Origin of the sequence: Vulcaniibacterium thermophilum (assembly GCF_007923255.1) — a bacterium.
Classification (GTDB): domain Bacteria; phylum Pseudomonadota; class Gammaproteobacteria; order Xanthomonadales; family Xanthomonadaceae; genus Lysobacter_F; species Lysobacter_F thermophilum.
This window is the reverse complement of record NZ_VOHJ01000006.1, coordinates 1-15,806: the sequence shown is the minus strand read 5'-3', so window position 1 is coordinate 15,806 and position 15,806 is coordinate 1. Positions and strand designations below refer to the sequence as shown.

Sequence of the window (15,806 nt, the reverse complement as noted above, 5' to 3'; positions counted from 1 at the left end):
GCCGCCTGTGCGGAGACGCATGTGCGACTCGGCCCCAAACGCGTGGAGAGCGGGCGAACGAGAGACGGCCGTGGCCGAGCCGTGTCCATCCGTGCGAATCCGCGGCCAAAAGACATCGCGCTCCCATGCCCCTCTGGCAAGCTGCCGCGATGGAGTTCCACTTCGACAATGCATTCGTGCGTGAGCTGCCCGGCGAGCACGAGGAGCGGCCGGGCGTGCGCGAGGTGCGCGGCGCGCTGTTCTCGCGCGTGAGGCCGACGCCGGTGCGTGCGCCGAAGCTGCTGGCGTGGTCGCGCGAGATGGCGGCGGCGCTGGGGCTCGGCGAGGCGGACGTGACCGGCGAGCGCTTCGCGCGCGTGTTCGCCGGCAACGAACTGCTGCCCGGCATGCAGCCGTATGCCACCAACTACGGTGGCCACCAGTTCGGCGCCTGGGCCGGGCAGCTCGGCGACGGGCGCGCGATCACGCTCGGCGAGGCCGTCACCGCGGCGGGCGAGCGCTGGGAACTGCAGCTCAAGGGCGCCGGGCCGACGCCGTACTCGCGCTTCGCCGACGGTCGCGCCGTGTTGCGTTCGTCGATCCGCGAATTCCTGTGCAGCGAGGCGATGCACCACCTCGGCGTGCCGACCACGCGCGCGCTGTGCCTGGTGGCCACCGGCGAGGGCGTGGTGCGCGACATCTTCTACGACGGCCATCCGCGCGAGGAGCCGGGCGCGGTGGTGTGCCGCGTCGCGCCCTCGTTCATCCGCTTCGGCCACTTCGAACTGCCTGCCGCGCGCGGCGAGATCGCGTTGCTGCGGGCGCTTACGCGCTTCTGCATCCGCCGCGACTTCCCGCACCTGGCGCCGGAAGGGGCCGACATCACCGAAACCGTACTCGGCGACTGGTTCGGCGAGGTCTGCGAGCGCACCGCGCGGCTGATGGCCGAATGGATGCGGGTCGGCTTCGTGCATGGAGTGATGAACACCGACAACATGTCGATCCTCGGTCTGACCATCGACTACGGCCCGTACGGCTGGATCGACGATTACGACCCGGACTGGACGCCCAACACCACCGACCGCCATACCCGCCGCTACCGCTTCGGCCAGCAGCCGGCGGTGGCGTACTGGAACCTGGGGCAACTGGCGAATGCCATCGCGCCGCTGTTCGCATCGCTCGAGCCGTTGCATGCGGGCATGCAGCGCTATGTGGACGCCTACGTCGCCGCCGACCGCGACAACGTCGCGCGCAAGCTCGGCCTTTCCGAGGCGAACGACGAGGACGTCGAGCGCAAACGCGCGCTCGAACGACTGCTGGCGCTGGCCGAAGTGGACATGACGCTGTGGTTCCGCGCGCTGCTGCGGTTCGATCCGCAGGCGCCGTCGCTCGCACCTTTCGAAGAGGCCTTCTACGACGCCGCCCGGCGCGAGGCGCACGCGCCGGCGCTGCTCGACTGGCTGCACGGCTACGCCGCGCGTCTGCGCGAGGACCCGCTGCCGCCGGAGGCGCGCCACGAGCGCATGCGGCGCGCGAATCCGCGCTTCGTGCTGCGCAACTATCTGGCGCAGCAGGCGATCGACCGCGCGGAGCAGGGCGATCCGGGCGGCATCGACGAACTCCTCGACGTGATGCGCCGGCCTTACGACGATCAACCGGGCCGCGAGGCGTTCGCCCAGCGGCGGCCCGACTGGGCGCGCGACCGGCCGGGGTGTTCGATGCTTTCTTGCAGTTCGTAGCGGTCTTGTGGTGACGGGCGTCACGCGGCATGGACAGGCGTTCGCGCACTGTTCAGCGCCAGGCAGGCGCTTGCCTGCGTGGCGAGCGCACAGCCTCCCCTCCGTGCCTGTCCAGGAAACCCCACCATGAAAGCAGGGATCTACGTGCTCCTCCTGTTGCTTGCCGGTGCCTGTCAGAAGCGTTGCAGCCACGTCGAGGCCGACACCGCCAAGGCCGCAGGCGGCGCGCAGGCCGTCGTGGCGCGGCAGCGCTGACCGTCCGCCGCGGCCCGGCCTCAGGCGGGCGCGGCGGCGTCGAGGAACTGCAGCCGCGCCAGCTCGGCATACAGGCCGCCCTGCGCCATCAGCGCCTCGTGCGTGCCCTCGGCCACGATGCGGCCGCGGTCCATCACCACGATGCGGTCGGCCTTCAGCACCGTCGCCAGACGGTGCGCGATCACCAGCGTGGTGCGGCCTTCCATCAGCGTCTCCAGCGCCTGCTGCACCGCGCGCTCGCTGTGCGCGTCGAGCGCGCTGGTGGCCTCGTCGAGCAACAGGATCGGCGCATCCTTCAGCAGCGCGCGGGCGATCGCGATGCGCTGCTGCTGGCCGCCTGACAGGCGCGCGCCGCGCTCGCCGAGCTCGGTGTCCAGGCCCTGCGGCAGGGCGTCGATGAAGTCGGCCGCGTGCGCGGCGCGCACCGCGTGGTGGATCGCGGCCTCGTCGGCGTCGAGGCGACCGTAGCGGATGTTCTCGCGCGCGCTGGCGGCGAAGATGGTCGGCTGCTGCGGCACCAGCGCGATCGCCTCGCGCAACGCTGTCAGATCGAGCGTGCGCAGGTCGTGGCCGTCGATGGCGATGCTGCCGGCCTGCGGATCGTGGAAGCGCAGCAGCAGCGAGAACACCGTGCTCTTGCCGGCGCCGGACGGGCCGACCAGCGCGACCGTCTCGCCCGGCCGCACGCGCAGGCTGAAGTCCTCCAGCGCCGGCAGATCGGGCCGCTGCGGGTAGTGGAAGGTGACGCGTTCGAACGCGATGCCGCCGCGCAGCGGCTTCGGCAGCCGCTGCGGCTGCGCCGGCGCGCGCACCTGCGGCGTCTCGGCCAACAGCTCGCCGATCCGGCTCATGCCGCCGGCGGCGCGCTGCAGCTCGTTCCACACCTCGGCGAGCGCGCCCACCGAGCCGCCGCCGATCAGCGCGTACAGCACGAACTGCGCCAGCGTGCCGCCGCTCATGCGACCGGCGACGACGTCGTGCGCGCCCGACCACAGCACCAGCGTGATCGCGCCGAAGATCAGCACGATCGCCACCGCGGTGACCAGCGCCTGCACGGTGATGCGCTTGCGCGCGGTGGCGATCGCGACCCGGATCGCGCTCTCGAACCGGCCGCGCTCGTAGGGCTCGCGCGCGTGCGCCTGCACGGTGCGCACCGCGCCGAGCGTCTCGCTGGCGATCGCGTTGGCGTCGGCGATGCGGTCCTGGCTGGCGCGCGAGATCTTCGACAGCCGGCGCCCGCCGGCCACGATCGGCAGCACCGCCAGCGGAATGCCGATCAGCGCGTAGCTCGCCAGCCGCGGGCTGGTGACGAACAGCATCACCAGGCTGCCGACCACCGTCACCGTGCTGCGCAGCGCCACCGACATGCTCGAGCCGACCACGCTGCGCAGCAGCTCGGCGTCGGCGGTCAGGCGCGACACCAGCTCGCCGCTGCGGGTGCGGTCGTAGAAGCCGGCGTCGAGTTCGAGCAGGTGCGCGTAGAGCTTGCGGCGCAGGTCGGCGACCACGCGCTCGCCCAGCAGCGAGACGAAGTAGAAGCGCGCCGCGGTCGCCAGCGCGAGCGCCACCGCCACGCCGAACAGCAGCAGGAACACGCGGTCGATCGCCGCGCCGCCGCCGGCGAAACCGTGGTCGATCATCTGCCGGAACGCCACCGGCAGGCTGAGCGTGGCGGTGCTGGACGCGGCCAGCGCCAGCAGCCAGGCGGCCAGCAGGCCGCGGTGCGGCTTCACGAAGGGCAACAGCGCGCGCAGCGAGCCGATCGGGGCTTTGGACATGGGCGGCGGATCCCAGGGCTGAGCAGCCGAGGTGGGGGCGGCACGGCGCGGATTCGAGGGTGCAAGACGCCACGCGGCGCTCCGGGAATCCTGCAGCGGCCGCGAGGCGGTGTCCGAACGGCGCGCCGGCGGGCTGCGAAGGCATCCGATCCCGCCGTATGGGCTCCTCAGGCCCAGCCGCTGGCGGTCGCAGCCTGGCGGGCGCGCGTGGGTGCCGATCCGGGCCCGCCGCGAGCGCCGGTCTGTGGCCGCGGCCGCAGCAGGACCGGCACCCTCCGGCTGCGACGGACGTTTTGCGGGATGTGCCGCGACCGCGAGCGCGGGTGCGCCGCGCGGTATGCTGCCGTCCCCTCCGGACACGCCGAACGAGAATGCCTCGTCTGCCCGCCCACGCCGTCCAGCCCGGTCTGTCGCCGCTCGCCAACGTGCGCAATCTGGTGGCGGTCGCCTCGGGCAAGGGCGGTGTCGGCAAGTCCACCACCGCGGTCAACCTCGCGCTCGCGCTGGCGCAGGACGGGTGGCGCGCGGGCGTGCTCGACGCCGACATCTACGGCCCCAGCATTCCGACCATGCTCGGCCTGAGCGGCCGTCCCGACAGTCCCGACGGCAAGACGATCGAGCCGATGCGCGCGCACGGCCTGCAGGCGATGTCGATCGGCCTGCTGGTGGACGCCGATACGCCGATGATCTGGCGCGGGCCGATGGCGACCTCGGCGCTGACGCAACTGCTCGACAGCCGCTGGGACGATCTGGACGTGCTGGTGGTCGATCTGCCGCCGGGCACCGGCGACATCCAGCTGACGCTGGCGCAGAAGATCCCGGTCGCCGGCGCGGTGATCGTGACCACGCCGCAGGAGATCGCCACGCTGGATGCGCGCAAGGCGCTGCGCATGTTCGAGAAGGTCAACGTGCCCGTGCTTGGCCTGATCGAGAACATGGCCGTGCACGTGTGTTCGAACTGCGGCCATGCCGAGCACGTGTTCGGCACCGGCGGCGGCGAGCGGATGGCGGCGCAGTACGGTGTGCCGCTGCTGGCGAGCCTGCCGCTGGACGTGGCCATCCGCGAGCAGTCCGACGCGGGCGTGCCGATCGTGGCCGCGCAGCCGGCATCGGCGGCCGCGCAGGCATACCGCGGCGCCGCGCGCCGGCTGGTGGAGGCGCTGCAGGCGCGGCCGCGCGCCGGGCGGCCGATTCCCACCAGCCTGCTCTGAGCCCCGCCGCGGCCGCGGCGCTACCGTACAATCCGCCCTTTTCCGGCCCGCCGGGGCCGTGGGGACGGGTATGAGCATCAAGAGCGACCGCTGGATCCGGCGGATGGCCGAGCAGCACGGGATGATCGAGCCGTACGAGCCCGGCCAGGTGAAACGCGCCGCCGACGGCCACCCGATCGTCAGCTACGGCACGTCGAGCTACGGCTACGACGTGCGCTGCTCGCGCGAGTTCAAGGTCTTCACCAACATCAATTCGACCATCGTCGATCCGAAGAACTTCGATCCGAAGAGCTTCGTCGACGTCGAGTCGGACGTCTGCATCATCCCGCCGAACTCGTTCGCGCTGGCGCGCACGGTCGAGTACTTCCGCATTCCGCGCGACGTCCTGGTGGTGTGCCTGGGCAAGAGCACGTACGCGCGATGCGGGATCATCGTCAACGTCACGCCGCTGGAGCCCGAGTGGGAAGGCCACGTGACGCTGGAGTTCAGCAACACCACGCCGCTGCCGGCGAAGATCTACGCGGGCGAGGGCGTCGCGCAGATGCTGTTCTACCAGTCGGACGAGGTGTGCGAGACCTCGTACAAGGACCGCGGCGGCAAGTACCAGGGCCAGCGCGGCGTCACGCTGCCGAAGACGTGAGCGCTCAGGGCTTCTGGTAGGTGACGAAGAAGCCCTGCAGATCGCCGTTCTCGATGTAGGGCTCCACGCTCACGACCTTGTAGCCGTGGCGGGCGAAGGCCTGGTGCGCGCGGTTGAGCGCATTGGCGGCGCCCTGGGTGCGGAAGCCCCACGAGGTCTCGACCCAGACCGTCACCGCCGGCAGGCCGGCCTGCGCGGCCTCTTCGGCGACGGTCTCGGGCTTCTTCTCGAACAGGCCGGCCTGGGCGGGCACGGCGAAGGCGAGCGCGAGCGCGAGGGCGGCAAGGATGCGGCGCATGGGCGTACTCCTGTTTCAGTGTTCGGCGCCGGCGGTCAGGCGCAGATCGTGTTCGACCGTGAGCGCCACGCGCACCGCGATGCGCAAGGCCTCCATGACCGTCTCCGGCGCCATGCTCGGCGCGCCCGGATGGTACGCCGCCTGCGAAGGGCAATACGGAACGTGGATGAAACCGCCGCGCGCGCCGCTGCCTTCGAGCAGGCGCATCAGCCCGTAGAAGACGTGGTTGCAGACGAACGTGCCCGCGGTCTGCGAGACCTCGGCCGGAATGCCGGCTTCGCGCAGCGCGGCGAGCATCGCCTTCAGCGGCAGGCGCGCGAAGCAGGCGGCCGGCCCGGCCGGATCGACCGGTTCATCGACCGGCTGGCGGCCGGCGTTGTCGGGGATGCGCGCGTCGTCGACGTTGATCGCCACGCGCTCGAGCGAGATCGCCGCGCGCCCGCCGGCCAGGCCGACCGCGAGCACCAGCGCCGGGCGCAGGCGCTCGACGTGCGTGCGCAGCACGGCGAGCGAGCGTCCGAATTCCACCGGCAGGCAGGTGGCAACGATCCGGTGCCCGGCGATCACTTCGTCTTCGAGGCGGCGCACCGCGTCCCAGCTCGGGTTGAGGGCATCGCGGCCGAACGGCTCGAAGCCGGTCAGCAGCACGGTGGGAAGCGGCTCGTTCATCGGAACACGACCACGTACATCAGCACCACGTTGCAGGCGAGCAGCAGCGCGCCGGTGGCCCACTGCGCGCGGATCACCGCATACGGATCCTTCAGCTCCAGCAGCGCCGCCGGCACGATGTTGAAGTTGGCGGCCATCGGCGTCATCAGCGTGCCGCAGTAGCCGGAGAGCATGCCGATCGCGGCCAGCGAGGCCGGTTCGGCGCCGTGCTGCTGCACCAGCAGCGGCAGCGCGATGCCGGCGGTCATCACCGGGAACGCCGCGAACGCGTTGCCCATGATGAGGGTGAACAGCGCCATGCCGAGCGCATAGGCGAGCACCACCACGAACGGGTTGTCGACCGGGATCACCGCGCGCACCAAGCCCGCCACCGCCTGGCCCACGCCCGCGGCCTCGAACACGCTGCCGAGCGTGGCCAGCAGCAGCGGCAGCAGCGCGGCCCAGCCGATCGCGTCCACCAGCCGGCGCGACTGCTCGACCGCGCTCCACGGCGACTGCCGGGTGAGCCGGCACGCGGCCGCCAGCGCGATCACGCAGGCGATCGCCAGCGCGATCAGGGTGACGTTCGCGGTTTCCAGCAGCGGCGCATCGCCCAGGCGCACGTGCTTCAGGCCCAGCGCGCCGGCCAGCGTCAGCAGCGGGATCAGCAGCGCCGGCCAGAACAGCCGGTTGCCGAGCCGCGCGGCTTCGGCGCGTTTCGCCTCCGCACTCGCTTCGGCATAGCGGCCCATGCGCAGGCCGCCGAGGCCGGCAAGCAGCGCCAGCGTCACCACGATCAGCCCGGCCAGCCGCGGCGGCAGCCCCTCGCCGGCCAGCAGCACCAGCGCCAGCAGCGCCCAGAACAGCGCGGTGGTGTGGCGGCGCGGGTTGCCGCGGTCGCGCCAGCCGCGCCAGGCGAGCGCGGCGACGTAGCCGCCCAGCAGCCAGTAGGCGTGGGTGAGGGCGATCACGCGCGGTCCGCCAGTCGCGCCGCCAGACGCCGCTCGAAGCGCCGCACGCGGAAGGCGTGGATGAGGAACGCGCAGATCGCGGTCGGAATGCCCCACAGCGCGATCTGCAGGGGCTCCAGGCGGATGCCGTGGTCGGCGAAGAAGCCCTGCATCAGCAGCACCGCGCCGAACGCGATGAAGATGTCCTCGCCGAAGAACAGGCCGACGTTGTCGGTGGCCGCCGACATCGCCCGCACGCGCTCGCGCTCGGCTTCCGGCAGCGGGCCGTGGCGCGCTTCGACCGCGCCTTCGGCCATCGGCGCCAGCAGCGGCCGCACCGTCTGCGGATGGCCGCCGAGGCTGGTCAGGCCGAGCGCGGCGCTGAGCTGGCGCAGGAACAGGTAGACGATCAGCAGCCGCCCGAACGTCGCGCCACGCAGCTTCGCGATCCACGCCTGCGCGTGTTCCTTCAATCCGTGGCGCTCCAGCAGGCCGACCACCGGCAGCGTCAGCAGGAGCAGCAGCAGGTAGCGCTTCTCGGTGAAGGCGCGGCCGAGGATGTCGAGCACCTCCAGCGGCGAGAGCTTCGCGGCAAGCCCGGTGACGAAACCGGCGGCGACCACCACCAGCGCCGGGTTCAGGCGCAGCGCGAAGCCGAGCACCACCGCGGCGACGCCGAGCAGGGGCCAGTAGTTCATGCGGATGCTCCGAAAGGCAGGACCGCGACGCCGTCGTTCCCGAGCGCTTCGCGCAGCGCGCGGGCGAACGCCGCAGCGTCGGGGCGGTCGCCGTGCAGGCAGAGGGTGTCGGCGCGGATCGCAAGCTTCGTGCCGTCGCGGGCGCGCAGGGCGCCGCGCAGCAGCGCCCGCGCCTGCGCCACCGCCGCGTCGACCGTGTCCAGCACCGCGCCCGGCGTGCCGCGCGGCAGCAGGTGGCCATCGGCGCCGTAGCCGCGCTCGACGAAGGCTTCGTGCGCCACCCGCAAGCCCGCGTGCGCCGCGGTCTCGGCCAGCAGGGAGCCGGACAGCGCGTAGAGGGTCAGCGCCGGATCGAACGCGCGCACGGCTTCGACCACCACGGCGGCCACCCCGGCATCGCGCGCGGCGCGGTTGTACAGCGCGCCGTGCGGCTTCACGTGCGCGAGCCGCACGCCCTCGGCGCCGGCGACCGCGCGCAGCCGCGCCATCTGCGCCAGCAGCGTCTCGCGCAGCGCCCCGGGCGACAGGTCGAGCTCGCGGCGGCCGAAGTGCTCGCGGTCGGGATAGCCGGGATGCGCACCGGCCGCGACCCCGTGCGTCCGGCACAGCGCGAGCGTCGCCCGCATCGTCGCCTCGTCGCCGGCATGACCGCCGCAGGCGATGCTGGCGGAGCTGATCCACGGCACGATCGCGGCGTCGTCGCCGCAGCCTTCGCCGAGGTCGCAGTTGAGGTCGATGCGCATGCCGCGCCGAGCCTAGGGAATCGGCCCCCGCGCGGCAATCGCCGGAGGTCACGGATGCGCGTCGCGCTCGAGGCGCATGGCGATGGCGACCGCCAGCCGCGCCCGACGCGCGCGGCGCTCGCGCCACGCCGCCGCCGCGGTGCCGGCATCGACCGGCAGCAGCGCGAGCGCGTCGCCCGGGCGCAACTGCGCAAGCCGCGGCAGGTCGGCGGCGATCACGTGCCCCAGCACCGGATAACCGCCGGTGGTCTGCGCATCGGCGAGCAGCAGGATCGGGCGGCCGTCGGGGGGAAGCTGGATCGTGCCGGGCACCACCGGCGCGGACACGCCGTCGTGCGCGGCCGCGGGCAGCGCCTCGCCCGCCAGCCGCACGCCCTGACGGTCGCTGCGCGGATCCACGCGCCACGCGCGGGCCGCGAGCGCCGCGGCGTCCCCGGTCCGTGCGGACACGAAGCGCACGGGCGCGTCCTCGTCGTCGCAGGGGTCGATCCACCAGGCCGGTGCGTGCGGCGCATCCGCGGCGGGCGCCCGCGACTCGCCGAGCGGCAGGACGTCGCCGCTGCGCAGCGCGCGTCCGGCCACACCGCCGAATCCGCCGCGCAGGTCGGTGCTGCGGCTGCCCAGCACGGGCGGCACGTCGATTCCGCCCGCGATCGCCATCCAGGCGCGCGCGCCGCCGCGCAGGGCGCCGAGGCGCAGGATTCCCGCCGGCAGCGCGACCGGCCGTCCGCCGGGCACGTGCGCGGTCCTGCCGTGGGCGTCCTCGAAGCGCGCCTCCACCGCGGCGCCGCACAGCGCGACGCGCACCGGAACGTCGAGCGCGAGCGTGGGGCCCTGCAGCGTCAGCTCGAGCACGGCGGCGTCCGGCGGATTGCCCACCAGCGCGTTGGCGAGCGCGGCCGCGTCCGGATCGAGCGCGCCCGCCCGGCCCACGCCGAGGTGGCGCCATCCGATGCGACCGGCATCCTGCACGGTGGTGAGCGGACCCGGCCGCAGCACCCGCATCGCGCGCGCCGTCGCGGGCACGGCGGGCGCGGGCACGCCGTCGTCCCGGGCGACCGCGTCCGGCGCCACCGCACGGAAGCGCACGCGATCGCCCGGCGCGAGCAGCGCCGGCGGCGCGCGTGCGGGGTCGAACACCCGCAGCGGCGTGCGTCCGATCAGCCGCCAGCCGCCCGGGCTTTCGCGCGGATACAGCCCGGTCTGCGCGCCGCCGATCGCCACGCTGCCGGCCGGCACGCGCGTGCGCGGCGTGGGCAGGCGGGGCAGGGCGAGCGCGGGGTCGAGGCCGATGAGGTAGGGAAAGCCCGGCGCGAAGCCGAGCATCGCCACCGTGTACGTGCCGGCGGCATGCCGCGCGGCGAGCGTTTCGGGCGTCAGCCCGAGCGCGGCCGCCGCGTCGGCGAGATCCGGGCCCGCTTCGCCGCCGTAGACGACCGGGATCTCGATCTCGCGCGCATCGGCCGCAGGCGATGCGGGCGTTCCGCCGCCGGCGGTCGCCGCAAGCGCGTCGGCGATCGCCGCGCGCACGGCGTCGGCGTCGGCGCGCTCGGGGTCGAAACATACCGCCAGCGACGCGTACGCCGGCACGATGTCCTCGACCCCGGCCGGCGCGCGTTCGCGCAGCCGCGCGGCGAGCGCGTGCACGCGGGCGTTCAGCGCCGCGTCGATGCGTTCGCCCAGCACCGCGCACCAGCCGTGGTCGCCGAGCGGTTCGATCCGTGCCGCGTTCACGGCGCATCCGCCGCCGCGCGCAGGCGCCGCAGCATCGTCTCCAGCGCCTCGGCCGCATGGCGCCGCGGCGGATGCACGCCCCACACCGGTCGCGGCCAGGCGGGGTCGTCGCGGAAGCGCGCGATCACGTGCACGTGCAACTGCGGCACCACGTTGCCGAGCGCGGCGACGTTGAGCTTGTCGGGCGCGAACAGGGTCTGCAGCAGGCGGCTGGCGCGGGCGATCTCGTCCAGCAGCCGGTGCCGGTCGGAGGGCGCCAGGTCGATCAGCTCGCGCGCGCCGTCCACGCGCGGCACCAGGATCAGCCACGGATACTGCGCATCGTCCATCAGCAGAAGCTCGCACAGCGGCCACGACGCCACCGCGTGGGTGTCGGCCGCCAGTTGCGGGTGCAGCGTCCAGCCGCTCACCGCAGATGCCTCGCGAAGAACTCGAGCGTGCGCGTCCACGCCAGCGCGGCGCTTTCGGGGTCGAAGTCGCCGCGGCGGTCGCAGTTGAAGCCGTGGCCGGCGGGATAGACGTGGAACTCGGCCTGCGGCTGCTTCTGTCGGTGCAGTTCGCGGTGCTCGGGCGGGATGATCGGGTCGCGTTCGCCGAAGTGGAACAGCAGCGGCGCGCGTGCGGGCTCGTCGAGGAACGGCACGCTGCGGCCGCCGTAGTAGCTCACCGCCGGCAGCCCGAGCCGCGTGTTCGCCAGGAACGCCACCGTGCCGCCCCAGCAGAAGCCGACCGCGCCGACCGCCAGGCCCTCGCGGCGCAATGTCTCCGCCGCCGCGCCCACCGCGTCCACCGCGCGCTCGAAACCGAGCTCGGCCACCAGCGCGCGGCCGCGCGCGATGCCCGCCTCGTCGTAGTCCAGCTCGACGCCGGGTTCCACCGGGTCGAGCGCGCACGGCGCCAGTGCGGTGAGACCGGCGGCGGCGAAGCGGTCGGCGACATCGCGGATGTGCGCGTTGACGCCGAAGATCTCCTGGATCACCACCACCGCGCGTCCGGTCGGCGACGCCGCATCCGCGCGCCAGGCGCCGATGCGGCCATGCGGGGTGTCGAGTTCGGTCCATTGACCCATGGGCAGGTGTCCTCGCTGGAGTGGGCCAGTGTAGTGAGCGCGGGCGTGGCGGGCGCGGCATCGTGGCCACCCGCCGTCGCGCGCCGGACGGGCGCCACGTTCATGGCGCGGGCGCGGCCGTCGGTCCGGCGCTGCCGCCGCGGCTATAATCCGCACCCCGCTGCGCCCGCCGCAGCCCGCACCGGGCCGTCGTCCGACCGCCCCGAGCCCCACCCGCGGTCGCCTCCATGTCCGTACAGAACCCGAAAGTCGGTTTCGTCAGCCTCGGCTGTCCGAAGGCGCTGGTCGATTCCGAGCGCATCCTCACCCAGCTCAAGGTCGAGGGCTACGACATCGTGCAGAGCTACGACGACGCCGACGTCGTCGTGGTCAACACCTGCGGCTTCATCGACGCCGCGGTGGAGGAATCGCTCGACGCGATCGGCGAGGCGCTCGCCGAGAACGGCAAGGTCATCGTCACCGGCTGCCTCGGCAAGCGCGCGGAGCTGATCCGCGAGACGCATCCGGACGTGCTGGCGATCAGCGGCCCGCAGGACTACGCCAGCGTGATGAATGCGGTGCACGCCGCGCTGCCGCCGAAGCACGATCCGTTCCTCGACCTGGTGCCGGCCGCCGGCATCAAGCTGACGCCGAAGCACTACGCCTACCTGAAGATTTCCGAGGGCTGCAATCACCGCTGCAGCTTCTGCATCATCCCGTCGATGCGCGGCGACCTGGTCTCGCGCCCGGTCGACGAGGTGCTGCGCGAGGCCGAGAAGCTGGCGATGGGCGGGGTGAAGGAGCTGCTGGTCATCTCGCAGGACACCAGCGCCTACGGCGTGGACCTGCGCTACGCCGAACGCGAGTGGCGCGGCCGGTCGTACGCCACGCGCATGACCGCGCTGTGCGAGGGTCTTGCCGAACTCGGCGTGTGGACCCGCCTGCATTACGTCTACCCGTACCCGCACGTCGACGAGGTCATCCCGCTGATGGCCGAGGGCAGGGTGCTGCCGTACCTCGACATCCCGTTCCAGCACGCCAGCCCGCGCATCCTCAAGCTGATGAAGCGGCCGGGCGCGGTGGAGAAAACGCTCGAGCGCATCCAGCGCTGGCGCGCGACCTGCCCGGAGCTGACGATCCGCAGCACCTTCATCGTCGGTTTCCCCGGCGAGACCGAGCAGGAGTTCGAGGCGCTGCTCGACTTCCTCGACGAAGCGCAGCTCGACCGCGTCGGCGCGTTCGCCTACTCGCCGGTCGAGGGCGCGGCCGCGAACGCGCTGCCCGATCCGGTGCCGGACGAGGTCAAGGAGGAACGCCTGGCGCGCTTCATGGAGCGGCAGGCGGAGATCTCCGCCGCGCGGCTGGAAGCGAAGGTCGGCACCGTGCAGCGCTGCCTGGTCGATGCCATCGACGGCGAGCTCGCGATCGCGCGCTCGAAGGCCGATGCGCCCGAGATCGACGGCCTGGTGCAGATCCAGAACGGCGCGGCGGCGGGGCTGCGGCCCGGCCAGTTCGTCGATGTCGAAATTCTCGGCAGCGACGAGCATGATCTGTACGGCGAGGTGCCCGGCCTCGCCTGACAGGGAGAGGCCCATGCGCACCATCGCGATGTTCGCGTCGTTGCTGACCGGCGGCGCGCTTGCGGCGCCGGCCGTGGCCGAAGACGGCGACCTGCTCGCGCACCTGCCGCCCGGCAGCCGGATCGAGGCCCGCGTCGATGCCGACCTCACCGCCGACGGCCGGGCCGATACCGCGTTCGTCGGCGACACCGGCAGCGCCTACGAGCTGGTCGTGCTCGCCACCCGTGCCGACGGGTCGCGCGGCGTGGTCGGTCGCGAGACGTTCGAGATGGGCGGCCTCGGCCCGCCCGCACTGCGGGCGACGCGGAAAGGCGTGCTGATCCTGGAGGAGCTGGTCGGCGGCACCACCGCGACGCAGGGCACCTACCGCTACCGCTGGGATCCGGCGCGCGGCGCGCTGCGGCTGATCGGTCTGGACGCCACCTTCTACTCGCGGACCAACGCGCACGACGCGTTCGAGCTGAGCTGGAACCTGCTCACCGGTGCGCTGATCGCCCGGCGTCGCGCGCTCGACGAGGGCGGCGCCTACGTCGATCGGCCCGAAGAACGCGGCGTCCGCCGCAGCGGGCCGGTGCTGCTCGGCGACACGCCCGACGCCGCCACGCTCGTCGAGGCCGAACTCGCCGCGCGCAGCGCGCGCACCGGCGGGGATCGCGACTGACGGTTCACGGCTCCTTTTCGCCGCGCATGCTGCGATGCGCCGGCGGGCGCAGCGCCCGCAAGCGCAGGTGCCGGCGATGACGATGCAGTTGGATGGACGCACGGTGGCGATCCTCGCCACCGACGGATTCGAGTATTCCGAGCTCACCGGCCCACGCCGCCTGCTGGAAGAAGCGGGCGCGCGGGTGGACGTGGTCTCGCTGGAAAAGCGGCCGATCCGGGGCTGGCAGCACGGCGAGTGGCACCAGACCGTCGACGCCGAGGCCGCGCTCGCCGAGGTGGAACCGAAGGACTACGACGCGCTGGTGCTGCCGGGCGGCGTCATCAACCCCGATACGCTGCGCCAGCACCCGGAGGCGATCGAGTTCGTCCGCCGCATGGCGGCCCAGGGCAAGCCGGTGGCGGCGATCTGCCACGGCCCGTGGACGCTGATCGACGCCGGTCTGGTCGAAGGCCGGCGCGTCACCTCATGGCCCTCGCTGCGGCGCGATCTCGAGAACGCCGGCGCGCACTGGGAGGACAGTCCGGTCGTGCGCGACGGCATCCTGATCACCAGCCGCAAGCCGGACGACGTCGAGGTGTTCACGCAGACGCTGATCGACGCCCTGCAGCAACGCCCGCAACCCGGCAGCGAAGCCGCGGCGATCGCCGCACCGATCACGCTGCAGTGAAGCGCGCCTACTCGCCGGCCGGGCGGATGGCGGCAAGCAGATGGCCGGCCAGTCCACCGACGAACACGCCGATGACGTTGCCCGGGAACAGATGCCCGCTCACGGCATGGCCGGTCACGCCGCCGACCGACACGCCCAGGATCGCGCCGGCGCCGGACAGCTTGCGCTGCCGTTTCCGCCGCAGGCGCAGGCGCGCGGCACGTTCGCGCTGCGCCTGCCGGCCGGGTGCGAGCAGGGCGTCGGCGATGGCGTCCAGCTGTCGGCGTTCGCTCGTCATCCGCTGCCTTCGAATACCTGGATCAACCGCCTGGGCGCGCGCGAGCGCGCTCAGTCCCCCGCGCCGTAGCGCACGTCGACGATCACGAACCGTTCGGGCCCGCCCGGCAACTGCGCGTCGAACTCGTCGTCGATGCGCTTCTTCAGCATCGAACGCGCGAGCGGCGAATCGATGCTGATGTAGCCGAGCTTCGGGTCGGTCTCGTCCGGGCCGACGATGCGGTAGCGCTGCACTTCGCCGTCGCTGACGCGCTCGATCTCCACCCACGCGCCGAAGAACACCGCCTCGCGGTCGGCGGGCGCGGCATCGACCACCTTCAGCGCTTCCAGCCGCTTGCTGAGGTAGCGCACGCGGCGGTCGATCTCGCCGAGCTGCTTCTTGCGATACGTGTACTCGGCGTTCTCCGAGCGGTCGCCTTCGGCCGCGGCGGCGGCGAGCGCCCGGACGACATCCGGCCGCCGCACGCGCCACAGCTCGTCCAGCTCGGCCTTCAGCCGCGCATGGCCTTCGCGGGTGATCAGCGCGGTGCTGGATTCCGGCGGCGGTCGCCAGCGGCCCATCGCCTCACTCCGCCGGCTGGCGCGTCAGCACGCCGGCTTCGCCGCGCGCGCGCAGCGTGTCGGCGGAGACCACGTCGAACACGCGGTCGGCCTGCGCCTTGCTGTTCGGATCCAGGCGCAGCACGCGGCCGTCGTCCTCCACCGCCCAGGTGCCCTCCACGCGTTCCGCGCCCTGGGCGAGTTCGAACGCGCCATCGCTGCGCACCGACAGGCGCACGCCGCCGCCGGCGAACTCGCCGATCAGCGAAACCCCGGGCGTCGGCGCCCGCGCGGCATCGGCGCCGGGCGCGGGCGTCGCCGACGGCTGCGGCGCGGTCGGTGCGGCGGCGGGCGTGGC

General features: G+C 73.1%; 19 protein-coding genes. 7 read left to right on the top strand and 12 right to left on the bottom strand.

Features of this window, described 5'->3' with window-relative positions; all coding sequences use genetic code 11:
• The first annotated feature begins 125 nt into the window (after positions 1-125).
• Positions 126-1,718 carry a protein adenylyltransferase SelO gene (locus FQY64_RS03955; RefSeq protein WP_186760848.1) on the top strand — a complete coding sequence of 531 codons (1,593 nt, stop codon included), beginning with the start codon at positions 126-128 and terminating at the stop codon, positions 1,716-1,718.
• A gap of 126 nt (positions 1,719-1,844) precedes the next feature.
• Positions 1,845-1,973 (top strand): hypothetical protein, encoded by a 129-nt coding sequence (locus FQY64_RS15165; protein ID WP_268245305.1) that lies wholly within the window; start codon positions 1,845-1,847, stop codon positions 1,971-1,973.
• A 20-nt stretch (positions 1,974-1,993) separates the two neighbouring features.
• Here FQY64_RS15165 and FQY64_RS03950 read toward each other — a convergent pair whose 3' ends face one another.
• The gene (locus FQY64_RS03950) at positions 1,994-3,751 is read right to left on the bottom strand and encodes an ABC transporter transmembrane domain-containing protein (RefSeq protein WP_146472416.1); all 1,758 of its coding nucleotides are present in this window, start codon (positions 3,749-3,751) and stop codon (positions 1,994-1,996) included.
• A gap of 371 nt (positions 3,752-4,122) precedes the next feature.
• Between FQY64_RS03950 and apbC the strand changes: the two genes are divergently transcribed.
• Positions 4,123-4,962 (top strand): iron-sulfur cluster carrier protein ApbC, encoded by an 840-nt coding sequence (gene apbC, locus FQY64_RS03945; RefSeq protein ID WP_146472415.1) that lies wholly within the window; start codon positions 4,123-4,125, stop codon positions 4,960-4,962.
• Between the two features lie 70 nt (positions 4,963-5,032).
• Positions 5,033-5,602 carry a dCTP deaminase gene (dcd, locus tag FQY64_RS03940; RefSeq protein WP_146472414.1) on the top strand — a complete coding sequence of 190 codons (570 nt, stop codon included), beginning with the start codon at positions 5,033-5,035 and terminating at the stop codon, positions 5,600-5,602.
• A 4-nt stretch (positions 5,603-5,606) separates the two neighbouring features.
• Here the strand turns inward: dcd and FQY64_RS03935 are convergent, their stop codons facing one another.
• From FQY64_RS03935 to FQY64_RS03905, 8 genes are read right to left on the bottom strand one after another with little or no spacing between them, the layout of a single operon-like run.
• Complete coding sequence (locus FQY64_RS03935) at positions 5,607-5,900, bottom strand: hypothetical protein (RefSeq protein WP_146472413.1); 294 nt, start codon at positions 5,898-5,900, stop codon at positions 5,607-5,609.
• Positions 5,901-5,915: 15 nt separating this feature from the next.
• Positions 5,916-6,569 carry a pyroglutamyl-peptidase I gene (gene pcp, locus FQY64_RS03930; RefSeq protein WP_146472412.1) on the bottom strand — a complete coding sequence of 218 codons (654 nt, stop codon included), beginning with the start codon at positions 6,567-6,569 and terminating at the stop codon, positions 5,916-5,918.
• Positions 6,566-7,519 carry a DUF979 domain-containing protein gene (locus FQY64_RS03925; protein ID WP_222431750.1) on the bottom strand — a complete coding sequence of 318 codons (954 nt, stop codon included), beginning with the start codon at positions 7,517-7,519 and terminating at the stop codon, positions 6,566-6,568. The genes pcp and FQY64_RS03925 overlap by 4 nt, the downstream gene beginning before the upstream one ends.
• Positions 7,516-8,196, bottom strand: a complete 681-nt coding sequence (locus tag FQY64_RS03920) for a DUF969 domain-containing protein (RefSeq protein WP_146472410.1) — start codon at positions 8,194-8,196, stop codon at positions 7,516-7,518. Before FQY64_RS03920 ends, FQY64_RS03925 begins: the two co-directional genes overlap by 4 nt.
• A complete protein-coding gene (locus FQY64_RS03915) occupies positions 8,193-8,939 on the bottom strand; it encodes a 5-oxoprolinase subunit PxpA (RefSeq protein WP_146472409.1) in 747 nt (248 codons plus the stop codon). The genes FQY64_RS03920 and FQY64_RS03915 overlap by 4 nt, the downstream gene beginning before the upstream one ends.
• 48 nt (positions 8,940-8,987) lie before the next feature.
• Positions 8,988-10,673 (bottom strand): 5-oxoprolinase subunit PxpB, encoded by a 1,686-nt coding sequence (gene pxpB / locus FQY64_RS03910; protein ID WP_186760846.1) that lies wholly within the window; start codon positions 10,671-10,673, stop codon positions 8,988-8,990.
• Positions 10,670-11,083, bottom strand: coding sequence for an HIT domain-containing protein (locus tag FQY64_RS14690; RefSeq protein WP_186760845.1), 414 nt, complete (start codon positions 11,081-11,083; stop codon positions 10,670-10,672). The genes pxpB and FQY64_RS14690 overlap by 4 nt, the downstream gene beginning before the upstream one ends.
• Complete coding sequence (locus tag FQY64_RS03905) at positions 11,080-11,742, bottom strand: dienelactone hydrolase family protein (RefSeq protein WP_146472407.1); 663 nt, start codon at positions 11,740-11,742, stop codon at positions 11,080-11,082. The genes FQY64_RS14690 and FQY64_RS03905 overlap by 4 nt, the downstream gene beginning before the upstream one ends.
• 227 nt (positions 11,743-11,969) lie before the next feature.
• On the opposite strand from FQY64_RS03905, the gene rimO reads away from it, so the two are divergent.
• From rimO to FQY64_RS03890, 3 genes are all read left to right on the top strand, one after another.
• Positions 11,970-13,301: a 30S ribosomal protein S12 methylthiotransferase RimO gene (gene rimO, locus FQY64_RS03900; protein ID WP_146472406.1), complete on the top strand. Its 1,332-nt coding sequence runs from the start codon at positions 11,970-11,972 to the stop codon at positions 13,299-13,301.
• A 13-nt stretch (positions 13,302-13,314) separates the two neighbouring features.
• Positions 13,315-13,962 (top strand): hypothetical protein, encoded by a 648-nt coding sequence (locus FQY64_RS03895; protein WP_146472405.1) that lies wholly within the window; start codon positions 13,315-13,317, stop codon positions 13,960-13,962.
• 76 nt (positions 13,963-14,038) lie between these two features.
• Positions 14,039-14,632, top strand: coding sequence for a type 1 glutamine amidotransferase domain-containing protein (locus FQY64_RS03890; RefSeq protein ID WP_146472494.1), 594 nt, complete (start codon positions 14,039-14,041; stop codon positions 14,630-14,632).
• A gap of 7 nt (positions 14,633-14,639) precedes the next feature.
• On the opposite strand, the gene FQY64_RS03885 is transcribed toward FQY64_RS03890, so the two are convergent.
• The 3 genes from FQY64_RS03885 to FQY64_RS14685 all read right to left on the bottom strand — a co-directional run.
• Positions 14,640-14,909, bottom strand: coding sequence for a hypothetical protein (locus tag FQY64_RS03885; RefSeq protein ID WP_146472404.1), 270 nt, complete (start codon positions 14,907-14,909; stop codon positions 14,640-14,642).
• Between the two features lie 50 nt (positions 14,910-14,959).
• Positions 14,960-15,469 carry a transcription elongation factor GreB gene (greB, locus tag FQY64_RS03880; protein WP_146472403.1) on the bottom strand — a complete coding sequence of 170 codons (510 nt, stop codon included), beginning with the start codon at positions 15,467-15,469 and terminating at the stop codon, positions 14,960-14,962.
• A 4-nt stretch (positions 15,470-15,473) separates the two neighbouring features.
• Positions 15,474-15,806, bottom strand: a 333-nt coding sequence (locus FQY64_RS14685) for a hypothetical protein (protein WP_222431749.1), incomplete at its 5' end; no start/stop codon positions are given.